Here is a 13,433-nt window from a genome sequence, read left to right as displayed (position 1 = left end):
CGGGATGAGTCCATCGCGGTTTTCTTAATCCCGCCCACAGCTCGGCTTCACGGTCGGCGCGGGCGGGATCGGGAGAGTGCGGGAGCGCGGTCAGGGCTGGGCGGTGTCGTGCCGGTTGTCGTGCCGGCGCTCCAGGTCGGCGAGGGCGTCGGGGGTGGCGGGGCCGGGGCCGAGCTGGCGGGGGCCGGTGTCGGTCTCGGCCGCCTCGGCGACCGCCTCGGCGGCGGCCCGTTCGGCCTGGGCGGCCTCCTTGGCGGCGGTGGACCGGTCCTCCCCGGACGGCTCGCGGGTGGCGGAGGAGCGGGGGAGGGACTCGGTGAAGGCCTTGGAGACGCCCTGCAGGGCGGAGGTGACCTCGCTGGGGATGACCCAGAAGGTGTTGCCCTGGCCCTTGGCCAGTTCGGGGAGCACCTGGAGGTACTGGTAGGCCAGCAGTTTGGGGTCGGGGTCGTTGCGGTGCACGGACTGGAAGACCTCGTCGATGGCCTGCGCCTGGCCCTGCGCCTTGAGGATGGCCGCGCTGCGCTCGCCCTCGGCGCGCAGGATGGCGCTCTGCTTGTCGCCCTCGGCGGTGAGGATCTGCGACTGGCGCTGGCCCTCGGCGTTGAGGATGGCGGCGCGCTTGTCCCGCTCGGCGCGCATCTGCTTCTCCATCGCGTCCTTGATGGTCTTCGGCGGGTCGATGGCCTTGATCTCGACCCGGTTGACCCGGATGCCCCACTTGCCGGTCGCCTCGTCGAGCACGCCCCGCAGCTGGCTGTTGATCGTGTCACGCGAGGTGAGCGTCATCTCCAGATCCATCGAGCCGATGACGTTGCGCAGGGTGGTGACCGTCAGCTGCTCGATCGCCTGGATGTAGTTGGCGATCTCGTAGGCCGCCGCGCGCGGGTCGGTGACCTGGAAGTAGAGCACGGTGTCGATCTCGACGACGAGGTTGTCCTCGGTGATCACCGGCTGCGGGCGGAAGGAGACGACCTGCTCGCGTAGATCGATCATCGGGTAGACCCGGTCGATGTAGGGGATGACGAAGCTCAGTCCGGGCTGGAGCGTCCGGTGGTAGCGGCCGAGCCGCTCGACGTTCCTGGCACGGGCCTGGGGAACGATCCGCACCGATCTCATGACCGTGAAGAAGGCGAACAGGACGATGAGGATGCCGACGACCAGCAACGGGTCCATGGGTCACTCCCTGGGATATACGAGGGCGGTCGCGCCCTCGATCTCTATGACGTCGACGGTCGCCCCCTCCGGGATCACCAGGGTCTCGTCGTAGGCCCTGGCCGACCACTCCTCGCCGGCGAGTCTGATGCGGCCGTCGCGGCCGGTGACCTCGCTGGTCACGTAGGCCGTCTTGCCCACCAGCGCCTGCACGCCGAACCGCTGGGCCGGCGGGGGCCGCAGCATGTGCCGTTTGGCGATGGGGCGGACCACGGCGACCCCGGCGACGAGGGACCCGGAGAAGACGAGCAGCTGGAGGGGGACGGGAAGTCCGATCACGGCGGAGAGGGCGGCGAACAGGGAGGCGCCCGCGAGCAGGCCGAGGGCGGTGGTGAGGGTGAATATCTCGGCGACGCCGAGGACCACCGCGAGGATCAACCAGATGACCCAATCATCCATGCTCGGCCCTCCTACCAGTGCAACGGGCCCGGCGTCCGGGAGGTTCCCCTCCACCGTATGTCGCGCCCGTCTCGGCTGTCAGGGCCGCCGTGCGCCCGGTTACCGGAGGTTGGCGGGGAGGTCGGAATACAGGGCGCTGCCCTTGCGCCAGTCGTCCCAGGAGAGCTGCCAGTAGCCCCAGCCGTTGTCCCATTCGAGCTCGCGGTCGGTGCCGCGGATGATCACCGGGTCGCCGCGCAGCGAGGTGTCGTAGAACCACTCGGCCTGGTCGGGGCGGGCGTTGACGCAGCCGTGGCTGACGTTCATGCGGCCCTGGGCCCAGACGTTGTCCTTGGCGTGGACGTACTCGCCGCTGTTGGAGATGCGCACGGCATGGCCGATCATGACGTCGTAGTAGCCGGGGTCCCCCTCGCGGCGGTTCGGGGAGACCATGCGCACCGGATTGGCCTTGTCCATGGTCAGGTGATAGCCGCTCGTCGTGGTGTACTCCCTGGTGGTGGCCGTGCCCGCGCTGATCGCCATGCGCTGGACGATCTCGCCGTCGCGGCGCACCACCATCTGGTGGGTCTCGGTGTCGATGGTGCTGATCTGCTCGCGCCCGACGGTGAAGCGCACGGCGCGATCGGCCGTGCCGTACACGCCCTTGGCGGCGCGCACGCCGGACAGGTGCGCGGTGAGGCCGACCTGCGCGCCGACCGGCCAGTGGTGGCGGGGCCGGTAGATCACCCGGGTGTCGCCGGCCCAGCGCCAGGCGCCCTCCACGGGCGTCGCGGCGCGCACCTCCAGGGCCTGCTCGACGGCCGCCTTCTCGCGCACGGGGACGTCGAAGTCGACGATGATCGGCATGCCCACGCCCACGGTCTCGCCGGGCTCCGGGGTGACGGACGCGATCTGGAAGGTCTGCTTGGGGGTGAGGGTGCGGAACCGGCCGGCGGCGCTGGCCGAGGTGCCGTCCGCGCCGGTGGCGGTGGCGCTGACGGAGTAGTGCCGGCCGGGGTCCAGGGGCCGCTCGGAGCGCCAGACGGTCCTGGTGGAGTCGAAGCGGCCCGGCACCGGGGTGTCGCCCGCGTAGACGGCCACCCCGGTCAGCGTGCCCGCGCTGGCCTGGACGGTCAGGCCCCGCCCGGTCGGGGCCCGCTCCGAGCCCGGCTGCGGGTCGATCCGCACCGCGGGCCTGACCGCCTCCGGCGCCCGGTCGCCGCCGGGTGCGGCCGGAGGGCATCCGGTCAGGCAGAGCACGAGAAGAAGGATGGTGAGAGGGGCCGCGGCGCGCCGCATCGCTTCCTGCCTCCGGGGGTTCGCGAACAGTCGGCTGCCAAGATTAGCGCTCCGTGATGCGCTAAGCACGCCGAGTCACATCGCGGACCTACCTCGCAGGACGGACGGTTCCCGACACCTCTCCCAGGGCGATCGACCCGCCGCCGGGCCCCGGGGCGGTGGCGGTGATCGTGACGGTGTCGCCGTCCTCCAGGAAGGTCCGCACCGACCCGTCGGACAGTTTGATCGGCTCGGTTCCGTTCCAGGTCAGCTCGATGAGCGAGCCCCGCTGCCCCGCCTCGGGCCCGGAGACCGTGCCGCTGGCGTACAGGTCGCCGACCCGCAGAGACGCGCCGTTGACGGTCATGTGGGCGAGCATCTGGTCGGGCGTCCAGTACATCTCGCGGTACGGCGGGCGCGAGACGACCTCCCCGTTCAGGCTGACCTCCAGGGCCAGGTCCAGGCCCCAGGGCTCGCCGCGGCGCAGGTACTCCAGCGGTTCGGGATCCTGCTCGCGACCGGGCACGCGCGCATGGGTGAGCGCCTCCAGCGGCGTGATCCACGGGGAGACGGAGGTCGCGAATGACTTACCGAGAAAAGGCCCGAGCGGGACGTACTCCCACGCCTGGATGTCGCGCGCACTCCAGTCGTTGACCAACGTCACACCGAAGACGTGGTCCTCGAACCGGCCCGGGCGGCCGCCCAGCGGGGACGGCGTGCCGACGACGAAGCCGAGCTCCGCCTCGATGTCCAGTTTGGCCGAGGGCCCGAAGACCCCGGCGCCCCGCTGGCCCGACGGGCGGGTGATCGGGGTGCCGGAGAGCACGACGGTCCCGGCCCTGCCGTGGTAGCCCACCGGCAGGTGCCGCCAGTTCGGCTTCAGCGGCTCGTCGTCGGGGCGGAACATCCGGCCCAGGTTGGAGGCGTGCTCCAGGGAGCAGTAGAAGTCGACGTAGTCGGCGACCTCGATCGGCAGGTGCATGGTGACCCGGTCGAGCGGGATCAGGTGCGGCCCGACGGCCGCCGGGTCGGTGCCCAGCTTGTTGCGGATCAGCGCGCGGGTGTCCCGCCACGCCGCCGCGCCCCTGGCCATGAAGGCGTTGAGCGATCCGGTGGCGAACACCTCGTCGTGCAGCGCCCCCGCCAGGTCGAGCACGTGGTCGCCGTACCGGACGCCCACGCGCGGAGTCTCGCCCCCGGTCCGGGTGAAGACCCCGTAGGGCAGGTTGTCCAGGCCCCAGGGGCTCGCGGTCATCGGTCGTCCTCCTTGATCAGCCCGAGGGCGCGCAGGTCCTCGATCGGGGTGCTCGTGCTGCACGAGCCGTACGACACCAGCAGTTCCCTGGCCCGCCGGACGGTCTCCGGGGACACGGCTCCCGCCCGCCGTACCAGTTCTCCCACGTCGGTCAGCTTGAGCACCGGCACCGGGTCGCGCCCCTCGACAGCCTCGCAGACCGCCAGGACGAGGTTGAGGAAGCCGTGCCGGTCGACGCCGAGCGCCGGGTCGAAGTGCCGGACCGCGTGGTGCAGCCCGGCGGTGGCCTTGAACGGGATGTCGTTGTCCGCGCAGTGGGCGATGAATGCGCCCAGGTCGTGGGCGCCGGGGAAGGCCTCCGCGGACAGGCCGCCGCACCGGATCTTCAGGCCGGTCCCCGGCGGGAGGCGGACGGGCAGCCGGGCGGCGGTGACCTCGACGAACTGGCGGGCCTTCACGTCGAGCGGGCCGCCCCGCCCGCCGGGCACCTCGACGCGCCCGGCGGGCGTCTCGAAGCGGGCGCCGGGGATCTCGACCAGCTCGACGTCCAGGCCTCCGAGCGGCGGCAGCTCCGGGGTGTCGAGGATCAGCCCGAGCCTGATCGGGAAGGTGAGGGTGGCGCGGAGCGCGGGCAGCCGGCTGGCCGGGCACAGGAAGCGGTGGGTGAGGACGGGGTCGGCCTTCATCAGGTCGGCCCGGTGCCGCTCCAGCGCCTCGGCCATCGGCAGGGCGGTGGGCGGGAACAGTCCCGCGTCGTCGACGAGGTCGTGGAAGAGGTTCATCGCGCCCACGTCCACGCGTAGGCGGGGTCCTCCACCGACAGCCCCGCGGGGCCCAGGTCCAGGGGCCGGAAGGTGTCCACCATCACGGCCAGTTCGTTGGTGCGGGTGTGCCCCTGCCGTACGGCCTCGATGACCGCCTCGACGGCGCCGGGCTGCGGGCCGTGGGTGAACCCGGCCGGGTGCAGCGAGATCGAGCCGACGTCGATGCCGGAGCCCTTGCGCGCGCTGTAGTCGCCGCCCGCGTAGAACATCAGCTCGTCGGAGTCGACGTTGTGGTGGTTGTACGGGATCGGCACGGCCTCGGGGTGGAAGTCCAGCGGCCGCGGGCAGAAGGAGCAGATCACGAAGTTCGGGCCCTCGAAGGTCTGGTGGACCGGCGGCGGGGCGTGGATGCCCTTCACGATGGGCTCGAAGTCGTCGATGTTGAAGGCGTAGGGGTACAGGCAGCCGTCCCAGCCGACCACGTCGAAGGGGTGGTTGCGGTAGACCAGCCGGGTCAGCCCGCCGCGCGTGCGGACCAGCACCGGCACCTCCTCGCCCTCGACGGTCAGCGGCTCCTGCGGGGTGCGCAGGTCGCGCTCGCAGTAGGGGGCGTGCTCCAGGAACTGGCCGTACTTCGACAGATAGCGCTTGGGCGGGCGGATGTGCCCGGCGGCCTCGATGACGAAGGCCGTCACCCGGCCCCGCGGCACCCAGCGGTGGATCGTCCCGGTCGGGACGACGACGTAGTCGCCCTCGCCGGCCTCCAGTGCGCCGTAGGTCGACTCGAACACGACCCGGCCGCTCGCGATGTAGACGCACTCGTCGCCCATGGAGTTGCGGTAGAGCTCGCTGGGGGTCTCGGTGGCGACGTACGACATGCGGACGTCGGCGTTGCCCGCCAGCAGCCCGCGGCCGGTGACCAGGTCGCCGCCCGAGGGGAGGTCCTGGGTGCGGAAGTGGCGGGGGGAGAGCGGCAGGTTGGGGGTCAGGACCGAGGCCGCGGAGGGCTCGACCGCCTCGGCCTTGATGATCGCGGTGGGGAGGTACCGGTGGTACAGGAGCGAGGAGTCGCTGGAGAAGCCCTCCTCGCCCATCAGCTCCTCGGCGTAAAGACCGCCGTCGGGCCGCCGGAACTGGACGTGTCGCTTACGGGGTACCTCTCCCACGACGCGGTAGTACGGCATCTGCTTCTCCCACGCTCGTCCGATTAACGGACACTTGTGTCCTCTATACGAACAACCATCTGTTACGCGCGAGGGGATGTCAAACCTCAGGGCGCGGGTCGTCACACCCGGGCCCGGTCGGGCCGGTACGGCGCGTCCCGCGATCGGCGTCCCTCTTGTGCTCAACCGGGCGGCCCGCGCGCCGATAGGGGGACACATCGAGCGCCGGAACGGTCACGGAGAGTGAAGGGAGAAGCCTGCGGTGCTGCCCCTCGCCCTCGCGTTCGCGCTGTCGGCCGTCGTCGCCGTCGCGGTGACGGCCGTCCACCTGGTCAGGCCGGAACGATCTCCGCTGACCGGCGTGAACGCCCTCACGGGGGCGATGACCGCTGTGCTCGCCGTACTGAACCTGGTCCACACCCTGACGGCGGACCCCGCCGTCGCGCGGCCGGTCGCGATCGCCTCGACCCTCCTGGCGTCCGCCGTCGTGGCGCCCGTCTTCTGCCTGTCGAAGATCGTCGCGGACCGTTCCTGGCGGGTGCACCGGCGGGCCGTCCTGCTGCTGGCGACCGAACCCCTGCTCGCGGCGGGCCTGATGCTGACCGATCCCTGGCACGGCCTGTTCTTCGCGGGCTTCGAGCCGGCCGGTGCCGCGGGGACGATCCTGCCTGTCACGGGCCCGGCCTATTGGGCGCACATGGTCTACCTCTACGTGCTGCTGTCGGCCGGCACGGTGCTGGTGGTCCGCGCACTGTGGCAGGCGCCCCGGGGGCAGCGCGAACTGCACGGCTGGACGCTGACCGCGTTCGTCCCGCCGATCGTGGCCAACGTCGTGGCCATGTCGCTGCCCGTCAGGATCGTGGACCTGACCGCGATCGGGCTGGCCGGCTCGCTGATCATCGCCTACGGGGCGATGCTCAAGTCGCTGCCCCAGCAGATCCCGGTGGCCTACCGGCAGGTCTTCGACACGATCAGCGACGTGGTCGCCGTGATCGACCGGTCCGGGCGGATCCTCAACATCAACGCCTCCGCCCGCGCCCTGCTGCGCAGGGCCGGGCTGCCGGAGCGGCCGAGCGGGACGCCGATCGCCGAGTCCCTGGGGCTCGACTTCGTCCTGGCCGAGAACGCCGACACCGAGCAGACCCTGACGGACGTGCTGGGCCGGGGCGTCGACCTGCACCTGCGCATCAGCCCGCTGCACGACCGCCGCGGCCATTGCATCGGCTGGGCGCTGGTCGCCCGGGACATCACCGAGGCCAACCGCCGCCGCCGCGAGGCCGAGGAGTCCAACGCACGGCTGCGCGAGCAACTGGAGACGATCGAGGCGCTCCGCGCCGACCTGGCCGAGCAGGCCGTGCGGGACACGCTGACCGGCCTGTACAACCGCCGCCACCTCATGGAGGTCCTGGCCCGCGAGATCCCGCGGGCCGCCGCGGAGGGGACGTCGCTGAGCCTGGCGCTCGTCGACGTCGACCACTTCAAGCGCATCAACGACACCTACGGGCACGACGCCGGCGACGTCGTCCTGACCCACGTCGCCGGGCTGCTGGCCGGAGAGGTCCGCCACGGGGACGTGGTCGTCCGCTACGGCGGGGAGGAGTTCGTGCTCCTGCTGCCCGGGGCCGGCGCCGAGGACGCCCGCGCCCGGCTCGACGACCTGCGCCGCCGGACGGGCCGGACCCCGGCCGAGGCCGAGGGGCACTCCCTGCCGGTCACCTTCAGCGCCGGCGTCGCCGCCCTGGCGCCGGGGCAGGGCCCCAGGGACCTGCTCAGGGCGGCCGACCGGGCGCTGTACGAGGCCAAGCGGCTGGGACGCGACCGGGTCGAGCTCGCCGCCGCCCACCCGCCGCGCGCTCTGGAGGCCGGTCCGGGCGAGGCGGCCTGAGCCCGGCTCAGTCCTTCGCCGCGGCGGTGGCGGGCAGGCGCACGGTGAAGACGGTGCCGCGTTCCCGGCCGGGGCAGGCCTCGATGACGCCGCCGTGCGCGTCGACGATCGCCTTGGTGATGGCCAGGCCCAGGCCGGTGCCCTTGACGCCCGACTCCAGGGCGGTGGAGGCGCGGAAGAAGCGGTCGAACAGCCGCGGGTACTGCTCGGCGGGGATGCCGATGCCGGTGTCGGCGACGATGACGGTGGCGCAGTCGTCCTCCTCGCCGGAGGTGACGGTGACGACGCCGTCCTCCGGGGTGTACCGGATCGCGTTGGACAGCAGGTTGTCGAGCACCTGGCGCAGCCGTACCGGATCGGCGTGCACGGTCAGGCCGGGGGCGAGGGCGGCGTCCAGGACGATCCGCTTGGCGGCGGCGGCGGGCCGGTGCTCGTCGAGGGCCTGGCGCACCAGCTGCTCCAGGGAGAGCGGCCGGATGTCCAGGCCGATGTGCCCGGCGTCGAAGCGCGCCAGGTCCAGCAGGTCGTCGACGAGGCGTTGCAGGTGCGCGCTCTTGCGGTCGATGACGTCGACGAACGCGCGGTGCTCCCCGGCGAGGCCGGGGTCGTCCATGAGCATCTCGGCGTAGCCCCGGATGGCTCCGATGGGACTGCGCAGCTCGTGGCTGACCACGGCGACGAGCTCGTCCTTCATCCGGTCGAGATCCTGCAGCCGGCGCACCTGCTGCTGCTCCTGGGCCAGCAGGCGCTCGCGCTCGTCGACGAGCTGATGGCGCTCGGTGACGTCGGTGCTGATGCCGTCGATGAACAGGCGGCCGTCCTGGTGGCGGGGCACCGCGCGCGTCCAGACCCAGTGGAGCTCGCCGTCGAGGCCGGTGATGCGGCATTCGAACTCCGCGGCCATCCCGGCGGCGAGCGTCTCGCGGTAGGCGGTGAAGGCGGGCAGGTCGTCGGGATGGATGTGACGGGCCACCGTCTCCATGATGACCTCGGCGTCGTGCGAGGCCAGGATGCCGAACACGCCGGAGCTTTCGGGATGGCTGGTGTAGACCGTCTGGAGGGTGCGGTCGTCGCCGACCTCGAAGGTCCACACGAAGTCGTTGAGCTGGGAGACGATGCGGTCGAGGTGGCGCTGGCTGGCGGCCAGGGCCAGGGACAGCTCCTCGGCGCGGCGGCGTTCCTTGTAGCGGCCGAGATGGGCGCCGACGCCGTCGAGCATGGCCACGAGGTCGTCGTCGGGCTCCTGGACCGCCTGGTCGTAGAAGGTGAGGACCCCGAGCACATGCCTGCCGCTGCGCACCGGCAGGCCGATGGCGGTGCGCAGCCCTTCCTTCAGCGCGGCGCCCCTGTGCAGGAAGTCGCGGGGGTCGCCGGACAGGTCGGAGATCCAGATGTCGTGGCCGCTCGCCCACGCCGCCCCGGGCAGCCCCTCCCCGGGGCGCAGGGTGGCCGGCTCGCCCTCGACGAACGCGGACAGGTCGAGGTCCGGCCTGGTCCAGGAGTAGACGCGGGTGATGCCGTTCTCGTCGGGGTCGACGCGCCAGTACTCCCCGCAGGCCCAGCCCAGCGTCTCGGCGACCGCGCTGACCGTGCCCGTCGCGGAGTGCTCGGCGGACCCGGCGTTGGCCAGCGCCCGCGTCACGGCGTGCTGGGCCTCGCGGAGCGTCTCGGCCCGGCGGCGGGCGCTGAGGTCGTACAGGAACGCGTGGAACACCGGCTCGCCGTACTCGGCGTTGACCTGCAGGCTCATCTCCACGGGGAGCTCCCGCCCGTCCCTGTCGACGGCGATCAGCTCCGTCCGGTTCCCCGCCTCGGCCGGCCTCCCGGCCGAACGCACCCGCCGCAGGCTCTGGTAGTAGAGGTGCCGGGACCGGCGGGAGACGACCAGCTCGGCGAGGTCCCGGCCGAGGGCCTCCTCGGCCGACCAGCCGAACAACCTGGCGGAGGCGGCGTTCCAGCCCGTCACCGTCCCGTCGGCGTCGATCGAGACGAGGGCCTCGGGGGTGTGGTCGAGGATGGCCCGCATCCGGGTGGCCGCGATCAGGGAACGGCCGTGGGCCAGCCGCAGCCTGAGCTCCGTCTCCACCGCCGTGGCGAGGTCGCCGATCTCCTCCAGCTCCCGCGCGCTCCACGGCCGGGGTTCGGTGTCGATCACCGACATCGATCCCAGGACCTCCCCGTCGGCCGCGCGCAGCGGGAAGCCCGCGTAGGCCCGCACCTCCAGTCCGTGGACGGCCTGATGATGCCATCGGGTGTCGTCCAGGACGACGGGCGCCGCCGTGTCGATGACGCGCCTGCACAGGGCGGAGGCCACGTGCGTCCCCCGCTGCACCGGCAGCGGGCCCTCCGGCCCCGCCACGCTGACGATCACCTGGCGGTCCCGGTCGTCCAGGGCGACCGAGGCGGCGGCCGCGCCGGTGAGCCGGGCCGCCAGCCGGGTCAGGCGGTCCAGCGAGTATGTCTCCGAGACGTCGAGGAGGCCCGTCGCGCGCAGTATCCGCAGCCACGAGTCACGAGCGGCGTCCACCGTCGTCAAGGCCCCGTCTCCCCCCTGAACTCCTCAGCCTCTGGTGTGTCTGCCCAGCTTTGGACAAGGCAATCCATTCATGCAGTCAGGGGGGCAGAACGGACAGTCGTCCGGGGGGACGCCGGTCAGAAGAGGGCGGCCAGGAAGCCGGTCAGGGCCGAGGTGACCTCCTGCGGGCGCTCCAGGGGCGGCAGGTGGCCGGTGTGCGGCAGGTCGATCCTGCGGGCCCCCGCGATGCCGCCGGCCAGCAGGTCCGACACCGCCTGGATCCCCGGGACGTCGCACAGGCCGTTGATCACCAAGGTGGGCTGCCGCACCTCGCCCAGGCGGCCGGCGGCCGGCGGGTCGAGCAGCCGTTCGGCCGAGGGCGGGCCGTTCCAGAGCCGGGTGAAGACGCCCCGGCACATCTCCATCGCCGCCTCCCACACCTCGGGGGCCAGGTCGTCCTTCCCCCGGTCGGGACCGGCGACCTGCCACAGGACATGGGCCCGGGCCATCGCCTCCACGTCGGCGGGATCGACCGCCACGCGCGCACCGGCGGCCGCGCTCCCGTCGCGGTAGGCGCTCAGCCGGTCGGCGGGCACGGAGCCGTGCACGCGCTCGCGCGCCTGCTCCAGCATCTCCGGCGGCCACCCGTGCCCGGCCAGGCCGGAGGCGATCGGCACCAGGCCCGCCACCCGGCCCGGCGCGGCCAGGGCGGCCTCCACCGCGTGGGACCCGCCCATCGAGCAGCCGACCAGCACGGCCCGGTCCACCTCCAGCGCGTCGAGCAACGCCAGCAGATCCTCGTGGTGGGCGAACCCGCCCTCGGCGTCGGCGGACTCGCCGTAGCCGCGCCAGTCGTAGCGGATGACCCGGTGAGAGGCGGACAGCGCCCGGAACTGGTGCTCCCACATCCGCCGGTCGGCTATCCCCGCGTGCGAGAACACCACCGCGGGCCCGCGCCCGGCCTCGTCGTAGGCCAGCCGTACCCCGTTGCACTCGATCATGGTCACGCCGGCAACCTACCGCCGGGCGGACCGGCCGGCGCGGGGCGTTCGCCCCCGGCGCACGGCGGCACCGCGCCGGGGACGCCGGTCGCGCCCCGCCGGCCGGAAAACCGTTTGTCCGCCGTCGCGGCGGCCTCTAGCGTGAGCGGCATGTCGGTCATATGCCGTGCGCCCCAGATGTTCATCCGCATACGCCTCCACCCGGCCCCGGGCCGGTAGAGAGGGACGCACGCCTTTCTCCACTCGCGCCCCGGGCCTTCCGAGACCATTTCCTCTCGGACCCGAAAGGGCGATATCTGTGGCGCACTCATTCGCTCACGGAAACCACTCCCACACCCAGAAGAAAGCCCGTGTCCGCGGCGGCGGAACCGGCGGCGGAACCGATCGCGACCGGGTCAGGCGCGTCCTGTCGCAGAACTTCATCGTCGACGGCGACACCGTGGACCGCGTGGTCAAGGCCGCCGGCCACCACGACCTGGTCCTCGAACCCGGCGCGGGGGAGGGCGTCCTGACCCGGGCGCTCGCCGGGACCTGCGGCCGGGTCATCGGCTACGAGGTCGACCCCCGGCTGGCGGCCAGGCTCTCCGCCGGCACGCGGGACCATCCCCGCATCCGCGTCGTGCGGGGGGACTTCCTGAAGGCCCCCGTGCCGCGCGAGCCGTTCGCGGTCGTGGGGAACATCCCCTACGCGATCACCTCGAAGATCGTCGACTGGTGCCTGCGGGCGTCCGGGCTCACCTCGGCCACCCTGGTCACCCAGGAGGAGTACGCGCGCAAGCGCACCGGCGGCTTCGGCCGCTGGAGCATGCTGACCGTGCGGACCTGGCCCTGGTACGACTGGGAGATGACGGACCGCGTCGGCCGCGAGGCGTTCCGGCCCGTCCCCTCCGTCGACTCGGCCGTCCTGCGGATCGAGCGCCGCGCGCAGGCGCCCGACCTGCCCGGTTACCGCGCCTTCGTCGAGTACGGCTTCACCGGGCCCGGCCGCTCGCTGTACGCGACCCTGCGGACGCGCCACCCGGCCGGCCCGCTCGACGAGGCCTTCGCCGCCGCGGGCCTCGACCCCGGCACGGTCGTCGCCTACGTCCACCCCGACCAGTGGCGCGTCGTCTTCGACCGCCTCGCCCCCGACTCGCCCGGGGAGTCCGGGCAGGGGGTCAGGCGAGCGAGCGGGACAGGGCGGTCGCGGCGGCGGTGAGCCGGGGACCGACGGTCTCCGGGTCCAGGGGGGTGAACGAGATCACACCGACGGAGGCCTCCAGCCAGGGCAGGCCGGGGACCGGGGCGGCGATGCCGTGGGCGCCCTCCTGGAGCTGGCCCTCGGTGGCGACGTAGCCGGTGCCCCCCCGCCGCAGGGCGAGGATGGCCAGGCCCGCGGCGCCCCTGGTCAGGGGATGACGGGAACCCTCGCGGTAGGCGACGTGCATGTCGGTCCAGGTCGGCTCGACCACCGCCACCGCGAGGCCGTCGTCGCCCTCGGCGATGGTGAGGTGGGCGGTGGCGCCGACCTCCTCGGCGAGCCGGCGCAGGGCCGGCAGCGCCCCCTCGCGGAGCAGGGGGTGCACGGCCCGCGCCAGGACGAGCACGCCGAAGCCGAGGTGCACGCGGCCGTCGCCGTCGCGGCGGACGAAGCCCCCCTCCTGCAACGTGGTGAGCAGGCGGTAGACCGCCGGCCGGCTCAGCCCCAGCTCGGCTGCCAGCTCCGTGGGGGTGCGCCCCCGGTGGCCGTCGGCGAGCAGGCGGAGCAGGCGCAGGCCGCGCTCCAGGGTCTGCGACGACTCGGCCGCCATCAGCGCGTCCGCGGGGTGGGGTGCATGCCTCCGATTATCGAGGATGGCGGGCCCGGCGCCGGGAGGCAGGAGCGGCCGGTCCCAGTTGTCATGCCGGTAACAACCGGCGACGAGGAATGTGCAGGGGTTTGGCAAGAACCGCGCGTATCGCCTGCCGTAAGTTGCTAGATCCCTGTACTCCGGCGAGGG

Annotated in this window: 11 protein-coding genes; 2 read left to right on the top strand and 9 right to left on the bottom strand. The window is 72.8% G+C overall.

Features of this window, described 5'->3' with window-relative positions:
• Positions 1-90 precede the first annotated feature (90 nt).
• The 6 genes from Pta02_RS24005 to Pta02_RS23980 form a co-directional block, all read right to left on the bottom strand.
• Positions 91-1,176: an SPFH domain-containing protein gene (locus tag Pta02_RS24005; protein WP_203877174.1), complete on the bottom strand. Its 1,086-nt coding sequence runs from the start codon at positions 1,174-1,176 to the stop codon at positions 91-93.
• Between the two features lie 3 nt (positions 1,177-1,179).
• Positions 1,180-1,614 carry an NfeD family protein gene (locus Pta02_RS24000; protein ID WP_203877173.1) on the bottom strand — a complete coding sequence of 145 codons (435 nt, stop codon included), beginning with the start codon at positions 1,612-1,614 and terminating at the stop codon, positions 1,180-1,182.
• 99 nt (positions 1,615-1,713) lie between these two features.
• Entirely contained in the window at positions 1,714-2,853 is a 1,140-nt protein-coding gene (locus tag Pta02_RS23995) for a L,D-transpeptidase (protein WP_239131189.1), read from the bottom strand.
• Positions 2,854-2,980: 127 nt separating this feature from the next.
• A complete protein-coding gene (gene fahA, locus Pta02_RS23990; RefSeq protein WP_203877171.1) occupies positions 2,981-4,126 on the bottom strand; it encodes a fumarylacetoacetase in 1,146 nt (381 codons plus the stop codon).
• Positions 4,123-4,923, bottom strand: coding sequence for a hypothetical protein (locus Pta02_RS23985; protein WP_239131188.1), 801 nt, complete (start codon positions 4,921-4,923; stop codon positions 4,123-4,125). Before Pta02_RS23985 ends, fahA begins: the two co-directional genes overlap by 4 nt.
• Positions 4,905-6,074, bottom strand: a complete 1,170-nt coding sequence (locus Pta02_RS23980) for a homogentisate 1,2-dioxygenase (protein ID WP_203877170.1) — start codon at positions 6,072-6,074, stop codon at positions 4,905-4,907. The genes Pta02_RS23985 and Pta02_RS23980 overlap by 19 nt, the downstream gene beginning before the upstream one ends.
• A 241-nt stretch (positions 6,075-6,315) precedes the next feature.
• Between Pta02_RS23980 and Pta02_RS23975 the strand changes: the two genes are divergently transcribed.
• A complete protein-coding gene (locus tag Pta02_RS23975; protein ID WP_203877169.1) occupies positions 6,316-7,938 on the top strand; it encodes a histidine kinase N-terminal 7TM domain-containing diguanylate cyclase in 1,623 nt (540 codons plus the stop codon).
• A 7-nt stretch (positions 7,939-7,945) separates the two neighbouring features.
• Here the strand turns inward: Pta02_RS23975 and Pta02_RS23970 are convergent, their stop codons facing one another.
• Both Pta02_RS23970 and Pta02_RS23965 read right to left on the bottom strand, forming a co-directional pair.
• Entirely contained in the window at positions 7,946-10,465 is a 2,520-nt protein-coding gene (locus tag Pta02_RS23970; RefSeq protein WP_239131200.1) for an ATP-binding protein, read from the bottom strand.
• A 125-nt stretch (positions 10,466-10,590) separates the two neighbouring features.
• Complete coding sequence (locus tag Pta02_RS23965; protein ID WP_203877226.1) at positions 10,591-11,454, bottom strand: alpha/beta fold hydrolase; 864 nt, start codon at positions 11,452-11,454, stop codon at positions 10,591-10,593.
• Between the two features lie 406 nt (positions 11,455-11,860).
• Here Pta02_RS23965 and erm point away from each other — a divergent pair, with 406 nt between their 5' ends.
• Positions 11,861-12,652 carry an ErmE/ErmH/ErmO/ErmR family 23S rRNA (adenine(2058)-N(6))-methyltransferase gene (gene erm / locus Pta02_RS23960; protein WP_373872414.1) on the top strand — a complete coding sequence of 264 codons (792 nt, stop codon included), beginning with the start codon at positions 11,861-11,863 and terminating at the stop codon, positions 12,650-12,652.
• Here erm and Pta02_RS23955 read toward each other — a convergent pair.
• Entirely contained in the window at positions 12,612-13,244 is a 633-nt protein-coding gene (locus Pta02_RS23955; protein WP_203877166.1) for an IclR family transcriptional regulator, read from the bottom strand. The two genes, erm and Pta02_RS23955, sit on opposite strands and share 41 nt — an antisense overlap.
• Positions 13,245-13,433 lie beyond the last annotated feature (189 nt).

It is taken from the genome of Paraplanobispora takensis (genome assembly GCF_016863195.1).
Taxonomy (GTDB): domain Bacteria; phylum Actinomycetota; class Actinomycetes; order Streptosporangiales; family Streptosporangiaceae; genus Planobispora; species Planobispora takensis.
The sequence above is the reverse complement of the archived record's forward strand: the minus strand, read 5'-3'. Positions and strand labels throughout refer to the sequence as shown.

Bases quoted from the DNA above. Each gene is read 5' to 3' on its own strand.
- Pta02_RS24005 (WP_203877174.1), bottom strand. From the start codon at position 1,176: ATGGACCCGTTGCTGGTCGTCGGCATCCTCATCGTCCTGTTCGCCTTC.
- fahA (WP_203877171.1), bottom strand. From the start codon at position 4,126: ATGACCGCGAGCCCCTGGGGCCTGGACAACCTGCCCTACGGGGTCTTC.
- Pta02_RS23965 (WP_203877226.1), bottom strand. From the start codon at position 11,454: ATGATCGAGTGCAACGGGGTACGGCTGGCCTACGACGAGGCCGGGCGC.
- Pta02_RS23955 (WP_203877166.1), bottom strand. From the start codon at position 13,244: ATGGCGGCCGAGTCGTCGCAGACCCTGGAGCGCGGCCTGCGCCTGCTC.
- Pta02_RS23980 (WP_203877170.1), bottom strand. From the start codon at position 6,074: ATGCCGTACTACCGCGTCGTGGGAGAGGTACCCCGTAAGCGACACGTC.
- Pta02_RS24000 (WP_203877173.1), bottom strand. From the start codon at position 1,614: ATGGATGATTGGGTCATCTGGTTGATCCTCGCGGTGGTCCTCGGCGTC.